13 protein-coding genes are annotated in these 16,592 nt (G+C 37.9%); 3 read left to right on the plus strand and 10 right to left on the minus strand.

Annotation, left to right across the window (positions count from 1 at the left end):
• Positions 1-844: 844 nt before the first annotated feature.
• Entirely contained in the window at positions 845-2,584 is a 1,740-nt protein-coding gene (locus FB379_RS09255; protein WP_144597783.1) for a fumarate reductase/succinate dehydrogenase flavoprotein subunit, read from the plus strand.
• Positions 2,565-2,801 (plus strand): 4Fe-4S dicluster domain-containing protein, encoded by a 237-nt coding sequence (locus FB379_RS09260; RefSeq protein ID WP_144597784.1) that lies wholly within the window; start codon positions 2,565-2,567, stop codon positions 2,799-2,801. Before FB379_RS09255 ends, FB379_RS09260 begins: the two co-directional genes overlap by 20 nt.
• Before the next feature lie 89 nt (positions 2,802-2,890).
• On the opposite strand, the gene FB379_RS09265 is transcribed toward FB379_RS09260, so the two are convergent.
• The 9 genes from FB379_RS09265 to FB379_RS09305 all read right to left on the minus strand — a co-directional run bounded on the left by FB379_RS09265 (position 2,891) and on the right by FB379_RS09305 (position 12,593).
• Positions 2,891-4,084, minus strand: coding sequence for a helix-turn-helix domain-containing protein (locus FB379_RS09265; RefSeq protein ID WP_144597785.1), 1,194 nt, complete (start codon positions 4,082-4,084; stop codon positions 2,891-2,893).
• Positions 4,085-4,422: 338 nt separating this feature from the next.
• Positions 4,423-5,220 (minus strand): ABC transporter ATP-binding protein, encoded by a 798-nt coding sequence (locus FB379_RS09270; protein ID WP_144597786.1) that lies wholly within the window; start codon positions 5,218-5,220, stop codon positions 4,423-4,425.
• A gap of 34 nt (positions 5,221-5,254) precedes the next feature.
• Positions 5,255-6,076, minus strand: coding sequence for an ABC transporter permease (locus FB379_RS09275; RefSeq protein ID WP_144597787.1), 822 nt, complete (start codon positions 6,074-6,076; stop codon positions 5,255-5,257).
• Positions 6,076-7,209 carry an ABC transporter substrate-binding protein gene (locus FB379_RS09280; RefSeq protein ID WP_144597788.1) on the minus strand — a complete coding sequence of 378 codons (1,134 nt, stop codon included), beginning with the start codon at positions 7,207-7,209 and terminating at the stop codon, positions 6,076-6,078. The genes FB379_RS09275 and FB379_RS09280 overlap by 1 nt, the downstream gene beginning before the upstream one ends.
• An 814-nt stretch (positions 7,210-8,023) precedes the next feature.
• The gene (locus FB379_RS09285; protein WP_144597789.1) at positions 8,024-9,157 is read right to left on the minus strand and encodes a hypothetical protein; all 1,134 of its coding nucleotides are present in this window, start codon (positions 9,155-9,157) and stop codon (positions 8,024-8,026) included.
• Positions 9,158-9,168: 11 nt separating this feature from the next.
• Positions 9,169-10,422: a hypothetical protein gene (locus FB379_RS09290; RefSeq protein WP_144597790.1), complete on the minus strand. Its 1,254-nt coding sequence runs from the start codon at positions 10,420-10,422 to the stop codon at positions 9,169-9,171.
• Positions 10,422-11,291: an ABC transporter ATP-binding protein gene (locus FB379_RS09295; protein ID WP_066251130.1), complete on the minus strand. Its 870-nt coding sequence runs from the start codon at positions 11,289-11,291 to the stop codon at positions 10,422-10,424. The genes FB379_RS09290 and FB379_RS09295 overlap by 1 nt, the downstream gene beginning before the upstream one ends.
• A 2-nt stretch (positions 11,292-11,293) precedes the next feature.
• Positions 11,294-12,052, minus strand: coding sequence for a hypothetical protein (locus FB379_RS09300; RefSeq protein WP_144597791.1), 759 nt, complete (start codon positions 12,050-12,052; stop codon positions 11,294-11,296).
• Positions 12,042-12,593, minus strand: coding sequence for an RNA polymerase sigma factor (locus FB379_RS09305; RefSeq protein WP_063388899.1), 552 nt, complete (start codon positions 12,591-12,593; stop codon positions 12,042-12,044). The genes FB379_RS09300 and FB379_RS09305 overlap by 11 nt, the downstream gene beginning before the upstream one ends.
• Positions 12,594-13,111: 518 nt before the next feature.
• Between FB379_RS09305 and nagA the strand changes: the two genes are divergently transcribed.
• The gene (nagA, locus tag FB379_RS09310; RefSeq protein WP_144597792.1) at positions 13,112-14,296 is read left to right on the plus strand and encodes an N-acetylglucosamine-6-phosphate deacetylase; all 1,185 of its coding nucleotides are present in this window, start codon (positions 13,112-13,114) and stop codon (positions 14,294-14,296) included.
• A 600-nt stretch (positions 14,297-14,896) separates the two neighbouring features.
• Here nagA and FB379_RS09315 read toward each other — a convergent pair.
• Positions 14,897-15,265, minus strand: coding sequence for an Rpn family recombination-promoting nuclease/putative transposase (locus FB379_RS09315; protein WP_232515589.1), 369 nt, complete (start codon positions 15,263-15,265; stop codon positions 14,897-14,899).
• Between the last annotated feature and the right edge of the window lie 1,327 nt (positions 15,266-16,592).

Genomic DNA, 16,592 nt, shown 5'->3' on the forward strand with positions numbered 1-16,592 from the left:
ATGTCGTTAAAAAACAGCTTCATGTGGCATAAGGGGTACTCCGTTTGTCTCTTTTTACATGGTAATTATTGTAATGAAAATTGCTCAACTACAGTAATGAAGTTTTTTACTAGATTTTTGAACGTTTCCAGCCCGCTACAATTCCAAACAGCAGAGACAGGAACTTTTTTCTAGTTTTACTACAAACTGCTCACACGTTTGCTGTTAAAGCCTCACTGCATATCCATTGACCGTTCTGGCGGTCAATGGGACAGCATCTCAACCAAATCTTCCACCAAATGTCCTGAGTTTTGTGATGTATCTATTTAGATGAAGTTTGCAGCCAAACAATTTCACGACTTTTCTCGAACGTGAGCCATCTTCTTTTTTCATCATCTGTATCCGTATCATAACGAGTAGCATCCTCCTTATTTTGATTCTTTCACTAGACATATGGTTGATAGCCTTACTTGATTTTCAATACGGGTACAAGTCTCCTTCTTGCTAAACCAAATTTCATATCTCTCACCCTAGCATTCGGGTTTCATTCCCTCGATGAAAAAGAGGATGACAACGAAAAGTAATCAACGCAGCGGATTGGAGTGAAGCACCCCCTCTTATTTCTTCATAGTTCATCATTGGAAGTCATTAATCATCAAAGCATTGTAATCAAAGATTCTTCATGTTAGATTGTGTTTACAAACCAAATCCGACTAAATTTATAAATTTTATATTTGTCGACTGGACCACCAGAGGCACAATTTTTCTATATGAGATTGTGTCTCTTTTTTTATCTATATCAGTGTCATGGTTACAAAAGACACAATCACAAAACTAAAATGATATAAAAGGAAGATGTGATCTCATGAAAACAAGAAAGTATGTAACTGATGTTTTGATTGTTGGCGGAGGTACAGCAGGAACGATGGCTGCGATTAAAGCGAAAGAAACAAATCCTGAATTAGGAGTGCTGATTTTAGATAAGGCGGATATTAGGAGAAGCGGTGCTATCTCCATGGGGATGGATGGTCTAAATAATGCAGTAATTCCCGGATACGCAACACCTGAGGAGTATACGTTGGAAATCACAGAAGCAAATGATGGAATCGTTGATCAAATCGCTGTATACCGCCAAGCAAAGGAATGTTACGAAGTAGTAAAGGAACTCGATTCCTGGGGAGTGGATTTTGAAAAAGACGAAAATGGTCAATTTGTTGTTCATCGGGTACATCGAAAAGGTCGATATGTTTTACCGATGCCTAAAGCCAGCAACTTAAAACAAATATTGGCTAGACAGGTGAGAAAGGCTAAGTGTAAAGTGGTTAATCGTGTGATGGTTACTAGATTGCTAACACATGACAATACCGTCGTCGGTGCCATGGGACTAGATGTAATCAATGGGGATTTCATTATTGTTCATGCAAAAGCCGTAATCTTGACAGCAGGAGCTGCCGGACGCATGAGTTTAACCGATAGCGGCTATCTCTATGGAACATATGAAAATCCGACCAATTCTGGCGAAGGATTCGCAATGGCATACCATGCAGGTGCAGAACTCACAGGAATTGAATGTTATCAAATTAATCCTACCATGAAAGACTATAATGGACCTGCATGTGCCTATGTAGCCGGACCATATGGAGGCTATACTGCTAATGCTGAAGGAAAGCGAGTAACTGGCTGCGATTATTGGAGCGGCGAACTAATTATGAATATGTGGAAACTCGCCAATCAAGGGGAATCTCCACTTTATTTAAAAATGGATCATCTTGATGAAAAAGTTATTCAAAAAATTGAATCAATTCTTCACTATAATGAACGGCCTAGTCGGGGGACTTTTCATAAAGGCAGAGGAAATGACTATCGAACGGATATGGTGGAGCTGCATTTTTCAGAAATTGGTCTTTGCAGCGGGCACAGTGCGGCAGGCGTTTTGGTGAATCATGAAGCCGAGACGTCCATGAAAGGACTTTATGCCGCAGGTGATATGGCGTGCGTACCACATCAATATTTACTGGGAGCTTTGACTTTCGGAAAAATAGCAGGTATCAATGCAGCTCGTTTTGCCTCTTCCCAATCTGAAATTGAACCAGACATCAGCCAAATTGAAGCAGAAAGAGAGCGGATTTATAAGCCTCTTCAAAATCCGGACGGCGTTCCTCATCATCAAGTAGAATATAAAATTCGAAATATCGTTACACAATATCTAATGCCGCCAAAAACCACCACAAAAATGGATATTGCTCTGAAGAAAATAGAACATTTTCGAAAAGTGGATTTAAATTTATTAGGCGCTAGGGATCCGCATGAACTCGGCAGAGCTTTGGAAGTCCATAGTATTGTAGATTGCGCTGAAATGATGGCCAGGTCATCCCTTTTCCGGAAAGAAAGCAGATGGGGATTCTACCACTATTATTTAGATTATCCGGAAAGAGATGATCAAAACTGGCTAAAAAGAGTGATTGTGAAAAAAGGCGCCGATGGAAAAATGAAATTATACACTCGGGATCTCCCTCCTCAAATATTGGATGATTCCGGTTTTACACAGGCTTACTATGATCTATTTAAAAAGGAGGAAACAGGCCATGAGCAATCTGTCTCCTAAACTAATCCAACAAAATGTTGAAGCAAGTGTCATTATCGATCGCGATAAATGTATCGGATGTGAAATATGTGTTCAAGTATGTCCAATGGGAATTTTGGCTTTAGATGATGAGAAAAAAGCTTATATGAAGTACGATGAATGCTGGTACTGTACACCATGTCAAACGGATTGTCCAGTGGACGCTGTGACCGTCAAAATTCCATATTTGATCCGATAAATTTCAAGATCGTTCCGATCATGATTTTTCCAGTAAGAATGGGAACCTTCAAAATAAAAAATTGGGTTCCCATTCTTATCATCATGATTCTAATATAAATCTTCTTCAGACCATTCATCTCGCATATAAATAGAAGGAAGCATCGGAAGTTTTAACTCGCTGATAGCCATCTGTAAATAATCATCATTTGCAGTGATCCCATTAAAATTCTGAAAACGATCGTTATATTCTGTCGTATGAAATTTACCAATCGTACCTAAATCACGGGCATAAATAGCCGCATCCCAACGGACCCTCGTAATAATCTGTGAGACTACTTCTGTTGGAACGCCAGTTGAGCGGGATAATACTTTTGCTGCTGAGGAAGGATCCTCTCTAAGAATCTTATGGGCACATAAATGAGCCTTTAAGTAAGCGACAACGATTTCTTCATTCTGTTTGCACCAGTTCTGCTCAGAAACAATTCCTGTCAAATAATCATCGCCCATACCAGTTTCAAAAAATACATTTCCTGCTTGATAATAATTAATTAAACTAGGGTAAGGCTCCCACATAACACTTGCTCCAATCCTTTGTTGAACAATCCCTTTCATACTCATCTCCATATCTTGATTAATAATTTGAGGATGAGAGTCTCCGATGGAGCATAACAATCGTTTTAAACGATGTTCAGCACTCGAAAAACTGACGGTTGATATAGAAACATTGACCAAATCTGATACATCTTCAATAAAGGTTTCTTTCTGTGCCACAAGAGAAATTCCTTTTCCATTTGTTGTTTTTCCATCAAACGCTAACAGGACTGATTGAAATGTAGGCAATAACCGGCTAAATTCAAAACTCAGCATGATGGGATAGTCTCCCAAAGAGGCAATCTGAACGGTCCCTTTTATCATGTCTTCCACTAATTCAATCCCTTTGGAAGCGTTTCTCCATTTGATTGAAAATGAATGATGCGGGAACATTTTTTTCAGCTCTTCCTCAAACAGATTTAATTCTTTTATTAAAACCGCACTCCACATATGAGCGGTACCGCTTTGGTAACCTACAGTAATCGGGATGGAATGAGACTGCGGATTTTGCGGCAAGGATGCAGGAGTGTTAATCTGTGTATGGTTATACAGCCATTTGATTAGTATTTCCTTATCAAAGAACACTTCTTTTCCAATTTTAATAAATGGTAATTGTTTATGCTTTCTCCAACGATCAATGGTAGAACGACTTACTCCTAGAAAGTCCATAGCTTCTTGCATGGTGATTAAATTCATACGATCAGCTGACATACTCCATTCTCCCTTCCACCTAATTATGAAGCTCAAAATACAAAAAAGCCCTTAACAAAAAAAGTTAAGAGCTTTTGGTTGTCCAATCAGTCATTTTTATAAAATTTTAAAATATTTTTACTAATTTTATAACACATATTATTCCTATCTTCAAACTATAATTTATTAGTCAAGTGAATGATATATTGTTGACTATAAAAACATATCATAAACAACCGCCCCATTTTTTCTAAATCTCATTTGCAGACTAAAAGAATAGACTGTCTTTTACAGATTCATTATATTGTAAACTTACTGAATAAAATTCTATTTTTAAAGCGGGCAAGTCATTGTGTTAATTATGGTATTCCTGCAGACATAGTTATTTTATTCGTCACCTCAGAATCATTAGTGCTCTGAGGATTTAATAAACGGATAATTCTATTGCGGATTTCGATAAAATGAGAATCCGTTCGTGAACGAGGACGTGGCAAATGGACGGGAATAACTTCGTTAATTTTCCCTGGTTTGGGAGTAAGTACAACTATTCGATCCGCTAAATAAATTGCTTCTTCAATATCATGAGTTACCAATATAAACGTAATTTTTTCTACATTCCAGATCCGTAAAAGTTCATCCTGCAGTTTTTGTCTAAGAAACGGGTCTAACGCGGCAAAAGGTTCGTCCAGAAGTAACAATTCAGGTTTTAAACATAAGGCTCTGGCAATTGCTACACGCTGTTTCATCCCGCCTGATAATTGATTAGGATATAAATCAGCCGCTTCATGTAATTCAAATAACTGCAAATATTCATCTAGAATAGACTTCTTTTTATGAGGATCTACTTTCGCTAATTCCAATCCAAAGAGAATGTTTTTTCGAACAGTCAGCCATGGAAAGAGAGCATAATCCTGAAAGACTACTCCCCTTTCTTTGGACGGCTCCCTCACCCTTTGACCATCAAATAAAATCTCTCCATCATCCGGCTGATCGATTCCTGCTATTAACTTTAATAAAGTGCTTTTCCCGCATCCCGATGGCCCCAGTAAACAAAGGAATTCTTTTTCTTTAATGGACAATGAAATACGATCTAAAGCTATCACTTCTTCTGTCCCTACTTTAAAGGATTTGGTTACATTATGGATTTCAACAGACATAGGTCTCGTTCCCTTCATGGAAAAATTTTATATTTTATTGCCATTTAATGATCTGTTTTTCAATCAATCGCACAAAGGCAACTGATACATAACCAAGTATTCCTATGGTGAACATGCCAATAATCGAATTATGATAATCCATCAATTGATAAGCCTGCCAGGTGGCGTAGCCAATTCCCGTTTTCCCTGACATCATTTCTGCCGTAATAACCCCCATCCAGGATGCACTGACTCCTACTGACAAACCAGTAAATAACTGGGATAATACCGCGGGTAAATAAACTCTGCTTATCAAATGGGTCCTACCGCTTCCTAAACAGCGGGCAGCTTGAATAAGGGTTGGCGAAACTTGTCTTGTTGCATCCATAGTATTTATTAAAATTGGGAAAAATGCACCGATTAACGTAATGAAAATAATACTGCTTTCGATAGTATGAAAAAGAAGCATTGCTACAGGCAAATAAGCAATTAAAGGAATGGGCCGGAACAATTCAAGGATCGTAAATATCCCTTCGCTTATTTTATTGTGTGAAAGTCCAATCCACATTCCAATAGGTACGCTGGTGAATAAACCGAGAAGAATACCTGCCAATACGCGAAAAAGACTTACGGAAATATTAATATAATAATCTATCTCCCCAAATTTCTGAAGCCAGGTTATGATGATTTCCGTTGGTTTGGGCAAATTCCCAAACTGTAAAGGCCATTGAATATTAAAATGAACAACCAAATACCATATGAACAAAAAGATGAGTATGGAAATCACTTTAATACTGGTCCGTCTTACATTGACTTTTACCAAATCACGTTGACCTGTTTCACTCTTTTTATTTTCCATTTGAACTGTATAAGACATCAATACACCTTCTCCTTACTCCAATCACCTTTCAATTCTTTATTATCCAAATAATTTTTACCTAACAATTCAACAGCTTCTCTTAAATAAGTATCATCTACAAATTCATCCAAGTTTAACTTTTCTTTTAACTTATCAATACGAATCAAAAAATCCACACTGCTGCTTAATGTATCTAAATCTTTTTGATAAATGGCTGAATCAAAACGAATATTTTTCGCCATTTTTAAAGTAATATCTAGAGGAAATTTGCTTTCTTCTGCAAAGATTTTAGCTGCTTTCTCCGGATCATCTAATACTAATTGATGGGCATCGCTTAATGCTGCCAGAAAAGCAACCACATAGCTTTTATTTTTTTCTGCCCAATCTCTATTTGCGACAACTCCTGCTAAATAATCTCGATTCGTTTCTTCTCCTGACAGCAGTACATTCCCAATATCTTTTTTCGTAATCAGGCTGGGATATGGCTCCCATGAGGAATGGGCAGCGATTTTATTTTGTTCAATACTTTGCATTCCAAGTGTTACGGACTGATCGATAATTTTAACTTTATCGACCATATTATTTTGTTCCAGAGCATCGAGAAGCATGCGATGTGCACTGCTTCCAATCGGGGTAGATACTGTTTTTCCTTCAAGATCCTTAACATCCTGAATATCACTGCCTTTTGGTACTAAAATAGCTTGATTACGTCCATTTTTACCTTTTCCATCAAAAGCAATAAAAACAGAGCGGTAATTTTTCTGTGTAATCCCCATAACACCGTTTAACAAGGACGGCATGTCACCTAAAAATGAAATTTGAATCTTTCCACCCACCATATTGTTATTCAATACAGATCCTGCTGGAGCGTCAAACCATTCAATCTTGAAATTCTTATCAGGATGTAATTGTTTCAAATACTTCTCATATAATTTTTGGTTCTTAATAATGAGTGCTCCCCATGTTTGCGCTGTAGGACTTTGATATCCAATGGTAATAGTGACTGTCTCTTGATCGTTTTCCTTTTGTGCAGCAGCAGTGCTTTCATTCGTGTTGGATCCGGAAACTTTTGGATTGGAACAAGCTTGTGTGATCAAAAGTGATATAATAACAAGTAGAGTTAAGAAATATTTATTTATCTCCTTATACATCGGGATGACTCCTCCTACCTATCAATCTTTTTTATTTCCGAATTAGCTTTTATACAGGAAGTCTTATACCAATCTCATAGCCTCCTTTCTTGATTTCATCAAAGTATGGAAATATATAAAAAAGGACACATTCCCATACTTTGAGGATTGTGTCCTCCGGTCATCCGGTCGGATATCATATAATACATATTAGTTTAGTCAGTTTTTTTGAAGAAATTTTATCATATGAAAATGAAAAGTAAACCACATGATGACCAATGATGAACAATGAAGATAAAAGAGGAAAAACATTTAGATTTAGAAAAAAACAGAAATGACGGAAACCTTCATCGTCTCGCTTGATACAGGTGTCCAAAAGTAATGCACTTCAATAAAAAAGACCTTGCCAGCCTCCTGAAATGTCCACCTTAAACCATACGGAGCAGATAGAAAGGAATTGCTGGCAAAGTCTAAGATTCATCGTCTTAAAGTTTTCGAATCCCATAAACTGAATAGCCGATACTAAAATTGTTTCAATGAGATTGATTGTCTTAAAGTTTCGAGCCTCTCTCGATCAATCAAATTTCAAAATGGTAGGGATTTATTGAAATCAGTCAAAAAATAGGCAGATAAAAATCAGAAGGTATAGCGGCATGATGTTTCTGATTGCTTGCCGAAGCTCTAAAAAATGAATGTAAATCGTATCAGACTGTCTGTTATTTTATCGAGGCTGGAGGAAGGAAAATCAGAAGAAGGAAGCAACCCCGTGAATTCCTGCTTCATCGATCTCCAGCCCGCTATCAGCAAGATCGTGCTTTGTCCGCTATCGCTTGGTTTATATAAGATCAACAAGCTTTTCCTGCTTCATTCTGTAAATGATGAATATCGTACTGATCGCGATCAATACAAGAAAGGTGCCGATTGTAAGCATAAGCGGATGAAGAATCGCAAACAGTTCGCCAACAAGGTATTTTAAAGTACAATAGCTTAGCAGCACAACGATCGGGACAAGCGAGCCGATCAATGTGATGTAGTTTTGTGCGATCCGTGAGAAAAATACTGAAAAGAGCGCCGCAACAATGGCAACAATATAAATAGCAATCACCGTTGTGATGATATAGCCTTCAAATGTAAAGTCAAACCAAAAATAGTAAAAATTATAGAACGAATTGATGGAAAGCGGAAAAAAAGCTTGCGTACCATTCCCAAGATAGAAAAACCAAAAAATGACGATCTGCACAGTTGTGATCAATGCTGTGGCTGCTAAAGCAGCAAGAAGTTTTAAAGAAAACAAATTCCGACCGGTTTTCGTCGTGTATTGCAGACTGATCGCATTGTTTAGTCTGTCTGTAATATGAACGCGGCATGTTACCATGACAACGCTTATAATAATCAAAACCGTCCAAAAGCGGGTGAGCTCATTGTAATTTTCATAGACAAGATATGGAAAAACAGAATTGACATCATTGTTTGCCATGATTTGTTTTACACGTTCTTGCTGATCCTCATCGGTATAAGATTCAATATCCCTCCCTTTCGATTCATATTGTTCAATGATATTTTCGAATGCTTGCAGCTCCCAAAAAACATCTGCTTGATCAACAAACACGACTTTTTCATGAAAATCTGCATACTGTTTATTTGTTAAATCCAATTGTCGAAACTGTTCATATGTTGTAATGCCTAGTTTTTCCGCATCTTGTTGTGATTTTAAATAGGCATTGGCCTCGTCTTTTTTTTGCTTATACCAGTTTTTAAAATGTTGAAACTCTTTTTCGTCCATTTCATGCCCATATTTATTGATCATTTCTTTCGTAATCATAAACTCATCTTTTGCAGGCCGTCCATTAGGGAAATTTTCAAAATAAAAGCTTAAAAACAGCTTGTAAAACAGAAAACTGATGAACAAAATAAGCAGCAGCACTTTCCAATTGAACAATTTTCTTAGTTCGTATAAAAAAACTCTCAATATTCTTCCCCCTAATTTAATGGTTGCCGTTTAAATTTGTACATGCTGAAGAATCCTAATAGAATAAATATGACCGCCCACGCTGCTATCGTTACAGCTTCAAAATATGGAAACATCGTAAAAATGTTGTTTCCCATAAACCATACATGCGGATTCATAATTAAATAAAAAGGATTCACATGCATGATCAAGATAAAGTTACTATTCAGTGAAACAACGCTTGGAAGCCATAAACTAACACCAGCAAACAGAGCAAATGTAAAGAAAACAAGATAGCTGTTTTTCAGCCATATAGATAAGCTGAAGGTGAGCAGCATGTACAGCAGCTGGCTTAATAGTAAACAGCCGACAAATAAACAAACATACTGCAAGAATGATAGATTCCACCACGATATGTAAGGAAAAGGCGTTTCGCTATTAAAATAGCTGCTAATCGGCACAAACAGAAGATTAGAATAATCATAGACAGAAAAGTAAATGATCAATGTCGCTGCGATTAACAACATAACAGCACACACATTAGCGATTACACTTGCAGCAAGCTTGTCCCATAGCAAATTTCTCCCGCGTTTGCTCGTAAATGCAACAAAGAATGTACGGTGTTCAAATTCATAATTAGTTAGCAATGCTGTGATTAAAACGACGAGGATCATTCCTTCAAAAGCGATCGCCCGGCCAAGCTTTTTAAATAGCAAGGAGTGCATTTCATAGACTGATCCTAAATAAAAGAAATGGCGATGTTCACCGTTTTTCACTAGCTGCTGCAGCCGCTTTTCTAAAAGATTGGCTTGGTTCAGCACCGTTTCTTCTGCCTCCCCGCTTAATCCGTATTTCTTGATTTGTTGCCGGGCAAACTCTGTCGCATCCAGCTCGCTGTAAATATCATCGACGCTTTTAGCGGTTTCATAATATTGAGTGAACAAGTTGAGATTGAATAGCCTGTTTAATTCACGATCCGTAAGATGTTGGTACAGAAACGCTTCATGGCCTTTTATAAACTCATATGGAAACTGATACTGCTTCCCGCTTTTTGGATTCAGCTCATTCACCCATACCATTTCATGATCGATTTCTTTTTTCATACCTGCCAATGCTTCATCATCGATTTTCGTCCCGTATTGCTCAACTATGTTTTGTAAAACAGGTAAATTTTCCCGTTCATTTTTATGGTCGAAAATAATCAAACCATTCAACGCCACAAAAAATAATAGTAAAATGATAAAAATCGGCGACTTGACAACTTTTATTAATTCGTATTTGATCATTATGCCAGCGCTCCTTCTCCATATACATGAAGAAATACGTCCTCTAATGTCGGCTCAACACTTTTCCAATTTTCATTTGGCTGTTCGTCGCTAACAAACCGAAAGATCATCTGGCCATTTTCTTGCTTTTCCGAAATTGTTGCAAATCGCTTCCGAAAGATTTCTGCATCCTGAAAATCAGCTGCGGTCTCATAAATGCGGCCGGACAATAATTGGCATAATTCACGTATCGGCTTTTTATATAAAATCGTTTTATCTTTAATCATAATGATTTCATTGGCAATCGATTCGACATCAGACACAATATGCGTTGATAAAATAATGATCCGATTGTTTGCTAATTGGGTTAAAAGCTTGCGGAAACGGGCGCGTTCGGTCGGATCAAGACCTGCAGTGGGCTCATCAAGAATCAAAATCTTTGGATCGTTCAGCAATGCCTGGGCGATGCCGACCCGCTGAATCATCCCGCCGGAAAACTTCCTCATTTTTTTATGCATGACATCTTCAAGTCCAACGAGCTTTAAAAGCTCCGGTATTTTTTCTTTTGCTTCATGCTTTGAAATCCCTTTTAATGCTGAAAGGTAAAGCAAATATTTTGCAGGGGTGTAATGCTTGTAATATCCGAACTGCTGCGGCAAATAACCGAGAAGCTCGCGGTATTTGCTGCCGAGATGGATGATATTTTCTCCGTTGTAACGAATTTCTCCTTTTGTCGGAAAGATGAGTGTGACAAGCATTTTCATCAATGTTGTCTTCCCAGCGCCATTTGGAGCTAATAGTCCGTAAATTCCGTTGTCAAACTGTAAATGAACATTTTCAAGAGCAATAAAATTGCCGTAATATTTGGAAACATGGTCGACAATTAGCATCTTTACAAAACTCCTTTTATATTGGTTTTGACGAAAAACAGCTTAAGCTGATGAACATATATATACATCGCAGCCATCCCGATGATGATGTAAATAAAATACGGAACGTTTAACAAAAAGGCTTGATAAACATAGCTGTTCATGTAAGAAAGAAACAAGTTTGCGGCAATCCAGCTGATAAATAAAGCAATTTTCCCACTTTTTGTCGGTACATAAAGCAATACATACAAAAAAGCAGCAGCAAAAAGAAATAAAGATGCAACAGATAATAAAAAGGCAAAAGGAAAATGAATGGAAAACTCTGTTGCCAGCCAGAAAATGATGACTCCATTGGCGAGCATAGCGAAAATGCTGAACATGAACATACGGAATGCTGCTAATTGATACACATTGTATTTACAAGTCATTTCCACCTCAAACGCCGGCTTTTGCTTTTGGCAAATAAAAAAGAAAAAAACGATGACAAAATAAATAACAGGTGAAAAACAAAAGATGAATGTATATACATCCAAGGCTGTCCATGAAAAATATTCTGCTGTTGAAAGAACAAACATAGCAAAAACAGCGATAGTTAAAACAATCGTAAAAGCGATTTCCGTCAGATCACGAAAGACGTTGCGGAAACCGACTTCGCGATACATAGTGAACATATATTGCCAAAAGGAAGGCTTTTTGTTCATGCCTTTTGCAATAATCTTCTGAATTTCTTGTTTGATCTCCTTATCGCTAGGAAAAGGAATTTTTTCGTTATCAATGGCCATGGACATCCTCCTTTAACTGCTCATTGATTTTTCGCAATGTAGAATAATATTTCGTTTTTACGGTTGATTCTTTTATCTGGAGCTTTGCGGCAATCTCGGCAAATGTTTGGCCTGCAAAAATTTTCATTTGCACAATTCGTCGATTCTCATGATCAAATCGTTCAAGCAGGTTTAAAACCTGTTTTACCTCGTCCTTTTGTTCGATTGTAAAAAGCACATCATCACTTTCCCGCTGATCTGTTAACAAATTGACCGTTTTCTTCTGCTGTTTATATTCTTTCGAGCGATAGTAATCGATGATTCTCGCCTTTGCGATTTTATACAGCCATGTCCGGAACGCCGCTTTCCCCTCATAATGGTGAATGCCGCGCAGCATGCTGATGAAAATCTCCTGCGTCAAATCTTTCGCTAATTCTTGATCAAACGTTTGTTTAAATACGAACGCATAAATCTCTTTGTAATAATAAGAGATCAGCTTATTTGCCGCTTTTTCACTTGCCCGTTTCTGTATTGCTTTTATCCATTTCTTCTCTTGATCCATCGTGAAGCTTCACTTCCAATCCCAAAGCTCAAAACTTCTATCACTACCTATATATTCGCAAATAATAAATAAAAAGTTTTGCGAAAATCAAAAAAATTATTCAACCTCTTTATCCAGATCCAGCCGCTAGCCTCTCGATTGTTCGGAGCTTTGCAGGCGACGCTTAACGACATATCCTTACTGATTGGACCGGTCTGCTTTATGCACACTAGCGAAAAAACGTTTCTTTCAGAACGGAAGCTTACATTACGAATAAGCGATTGTGATATACTGTGTATTCCGGCATGCAGATGAACGATATGTTTGCTTCAAAATACTGAAACGACTGCGGTTTAAAGGAAAAGCTGCTAAAAAGAATTATTGAAATTTTCTTTATCTGGAAGCAGTAGTTTCATATTTTTTCAATTTTCCGGACAGACCCAATATATGTGCTTAAAAATCCCATAAAAGTCATTTAACATTTTGTTCCACATACATACAATTTAAATAGAGATTGTTACTAGAAAAAGGAGATCTTTATGAACAAGATTTTATTATCGAATATGACGGTATATGCTGAAGAACGAGTTTTCAAAAATGGATATGTATTAATAGAAAATGGGAAAATTCTCGAAGTTGGTCCTCAAGAAAAGCTGACTGTTACAGACGAACGGGTTGAAAAAATTGAAAGCAAAAACAAATATGCAGTTATTCCTGGTTTTATCGATTTGCATATTCATGGAGCAGCAGGCGCCGATACGATGGATGCAACCGATGAGGCAATTCGCAAAATGGCAGCGGCACTCCCCCGGGAAGGAACGACGAGTTTTTTAGCAACAACGATGACAAGCTCTGAACAGCGGATTGAAGAAGCTCTGATCAATGTAAGAAAGTACATGGAAACAGAGAATGAACCCGGATATGCAGAAGTGTTAGGAGTCCACTTGGAAGGTCCGTTTATTTCCCCTAAAAGAGCAGGGGCGCAGCACTCAGAAAATATTCTCGAACCGAACTTGCAGTTATTTAAAAAATGGCAGCATATGTCCGGCGGAGCGATAAAGCTTGTGACATTGGCGCCTGAAAGAAAAGGTGGAATAGAATTAACCGATTATTTAAAACAAACAGGAGTTGTCGCCTCCATCGGGCATTCAGATGCTTCTTATGCTGAAGCTGCTAAAAGCATACAAGCTGGCATTACCCATGCAACCCATTTATTTAATGGAATGAGCGGATTGCACCATCGCAAGCCGGGAGCTGCTCTAGCAGTGCTCATGCATGATGAGGTGTTGTGCGAAATTATCGCAGATGGCATTCATGTGTGTCCGGAAATGGTGAAATTTGCTTATCAAAACAAAGGAAATGACGGGCTTATTTTAATCACGGATGCAATGAGAGCGAAATGTCTCGGTAAAGGAATCTATGAACTTGGAGGCCAAGAAGTCCGAGTGAATGAAGATCGGGCAGTTTTGCGGGATGGGACGCTGGCAGGAAGTATTTTGAAGCTGAACGATGCAGCCAAAAACATGATGGCTTACACCGGATGTACGCTTCAAGACATTATTCAAATGGCAGCCGTTAACCCTGCTAAACAAATAAACGTTTATGATCGCAAAGGAAGCATTGCAAAAGGAAAAGATGCTGACTTAGTTGTTTTAAATGACCGCCTTGAAGTAGTAATGACATTTTGCCGCGGAAAACTTGCCTATTCACAACAAGAAATGTGACGAAGATATTGCTGCCAGCGAAAGATTACGGTGATATGAGCATGAAAGCAGCACAAATGATTAGGTAAACAAGAACTGAATTTTGCATTAAGACGGATCAGTTATTGCTGCTTTTGCACAACAGCTCACATCAATAAACAAGTTCGCTCTGCGAATCTAGATGAAGATGTGGACTGCATCCATTTAATAAAAAATAGTTACGATCATGATGGGGAGCACTATCCGCTAAAAGCAGATCCTCTCTTTTGTACCGATACCATTAATAACACAAAAACGAAGTGGAATTTAAGCTATGGTGGCAGAGTCGAGAAAAACTATTGTTGTAAATGATTCCATTGAAATCGCTTCAATGATGGCTCTATCCCTTAGCCAGACTATCGCTTAATTGATGGAATGTTAGCGCAAAAAGCCTTAAACGAGCTAAAAAAATTTAAGTGATTCCGACCAGTTGTTTGAAAAATAACACCATTAACCAACCGTCTTACTAGAGAAAATATGGAATAAGTGATAAAAGGAGCGGATCCCGTTAGGAATGCAAAAACATACAATAACCCAAAAGTTTTTCGCAAACAAGCCCATTTCAGTCAAATCGATAGGTAACTATTTCAACCACTTTCGCACTTCCTCTTCCGCAAGTCCAGTGAGATCGGCAATATCTTTCGCTGCCATTCCTTTCGCCGACATATGCCGGATCATATTCTTCCGTTCTTCCTCCCGACCTTGCTTTAGCCCTTGTTTCAACCCTTCCTCCATCCCCGCACGCCGCTCGCCAAGAAGATTGGACAATTGATCCCGCAGCCATTTCAGCCGCATTTCATACGCGTAGCGATTTTCGGAACTGACGCTTAGCTTCTCCCACTCTTCCAATGCTTCGCGAATTTCTTGCTCGTTCATCGCCAACACCTCCAGTTCCTTGAGAATCGTCTCATCAATCTCTTGTTTCCGGGCATCCACCGCTGACAGCATCATCAACCAGGGCCACTCCGAAGATCGCTTCACATCACGTCTATATTTCTTCCATTTTACCATAAATTGTGATAAGTTCTTTTTCCCTTGAAAATAGATCCTAATTATTTTCTAGATGAGTAATCCTTCCTTATTTTTCAAATGGAGGCGGAAATAAAGGAGTTATTTTATTTGACTCGATCGAAATAGCAGACAGGATCTGAGAAGAGGCAAGCATGATCCGTGCCTTTCATGCGAAGAAGCATTAGACTAAGTTTCATCATAGTCCGAATCCTTTGACTGCATGTACTTATTGAAAGGGAGAGTGTATGAATGGGTACGAAGACTTGCAGCAAATCAAAACACGTATTCAGGCTGTAACAAATATTCTTCTTCATGAATTCATCAGGAAAACTCTTGCATTCTATGAAAATAAATCTCGCGACTCAAAAAACTGTTTTCTGCAAGAAAAAATACAGAGTGTTGCAGTATACCTATATCAAAATTATGTATAAATATACATATATGTGATCTATCCATCAAGGGCTTGGCGTGAATCCTCTGTAGCCATGATTCTTTAGTCAAGCGTAAGCTTCAATAATTTTGGAAAACCAAAAAAGGTTATGATGGCCCTCTCTCCATGTATAGCCCCTTTGCATATCACTGCATATGGATTTTGCAATTCTCTGCCCTTTTATTTTGGAAAAAAACAGAAACCCAAATGAACTGAAAGCTGTACTATGAAGTGCCCAGTTATCAAGGTTACTAAACTTAGGTTGTGGAAATCCAAATATTGATACCTGAACCATTTGAAATTTAGAGAAATTAAGAACAAAAATAAAAAAACTTTAACATCTAATCAAGTTTTTTATTTGAACATTTTACATTTTTTTGTTCTAAGAGAAAGAAAAAAGGACTTCACCCCTCATTTGTAGAATTTTTGATGTGACCTAAACACAATAATTCGCTAGGGGGAAGTCACTTTGTACATTCTACAAGAAAGTCTATTTTCCTTTTTGAAGAACTGTAAATTTTAGATTCTAAAGAAAATTTGCCAAATCTTTTTTAGTGCTCTTGATTTACGTCCCTTTGCTAAGCAATTCTTCACCCCAAGGGGGCTGACGGTCATTCTAGGGAAAGGAATTTTAATAGCTCTTATTGCTGCTCCATTAGAAGGTTTTGATACGTTTACAGCCCTTCGTAACCGATTGGATTAAGACATTCGTTCCGTTATCAATGTGGTTTAAATATCGGTCGACCTGCACCATCTATCTCTACTTTCCATGAACACACTCAAAAAAATCTAGCAGAAAAATCTTTTATGATCTTGTCCAGATAGGCCAAGCTGAAG

It is taken from the genome of Aeribacillus composti, assembly GCF_007827555.1.
GTDB classification, from domain to species: Bacteria; Bacillota; Bacilli; order Bacillales; family Aeribacillaceae; genus Aeribacillus; species Aeribacillus composti.

Coding starts and splice junctions, on each gene's coding strand:
- FB379_RS09275 (WP_144597787.1), bottom strand. CDS start 6,076: ATGTCTTATACAGTTCAAATGGAAAATAAAAAGAGTGAAACAGGTCAA.
- FB379_RS09255 (WP_144597783.1), top strand. CDS start 845: ATGAAAACAAGAAAGTATGTAACTGATGTTTTGATTGTTGGCGGAGGT.
- FB379_RS09290 (WP_144597790.1), bottom strand. CDS start 10,422: ATGATCAAATACGAATTAATAAAAGTTGTCAAGTCGCCGATTTTTATC.
- FB379_RS09270 (WP_144597786.1), bottom strand. CDS start 5,220: ATGTCTGTTGAAATCCATAATGTAACCAAATCCTTTAAAGTAGGGACA.
- FB379_RS09265 (WP_144597785.1), bottom strand. CDS start 4,084: ATGTCAGCTGATCGTATGAATTTAATCACCATGCAAGAAGCTATGGAC.
- FB379_RS09315 (WP_232515589.1), bottom strand. CDS start 15,265: ATGATGCTGTCAGCGGTGGATGCCCGGAAACAAGAGATTGATGAGACG.
- FB379_RS09295 (WP_066251130.1), bottom strand. CDS start 11,291: ATGCTAATTGTCGACCATGTTTCCAAATATTACGGCAATTTTATTGCT.
- nagA (WP_144597792.1), top strand. CDS start 13,112: ATGAACAAGATTTTATTATCGAATATGACGGTATATGCTGAAGAACGA.
- FB379_RS09280 (WP_144597788.1), bottom strand. CDS start 7,209: ATGTATAAGGAGATAAATAAATATTTCTTAACTCTACTTGTTATTATA.
- FB379_RS09260 (WP_144597784.1), top strand. CDS start 2,565: ATGAGCAATCTGTCTCCTAAACTAATCCAACAAAATGTTGAAGCAAGT.
- FB379_RS09300 (WP_144597791.1), bottom strand. CDS start 12,052: ATGGCCATTGATAACGAAAAAATTCCTTTTCCTAGCGATAAGGAGATC.
- FB379_RS09305 (WP_063388899.1), bottom strand. CDS start 12,593: ATGGATCAAGAGAAGAAATGGATAAAAGCAATACAGAAACGGGCAAGT.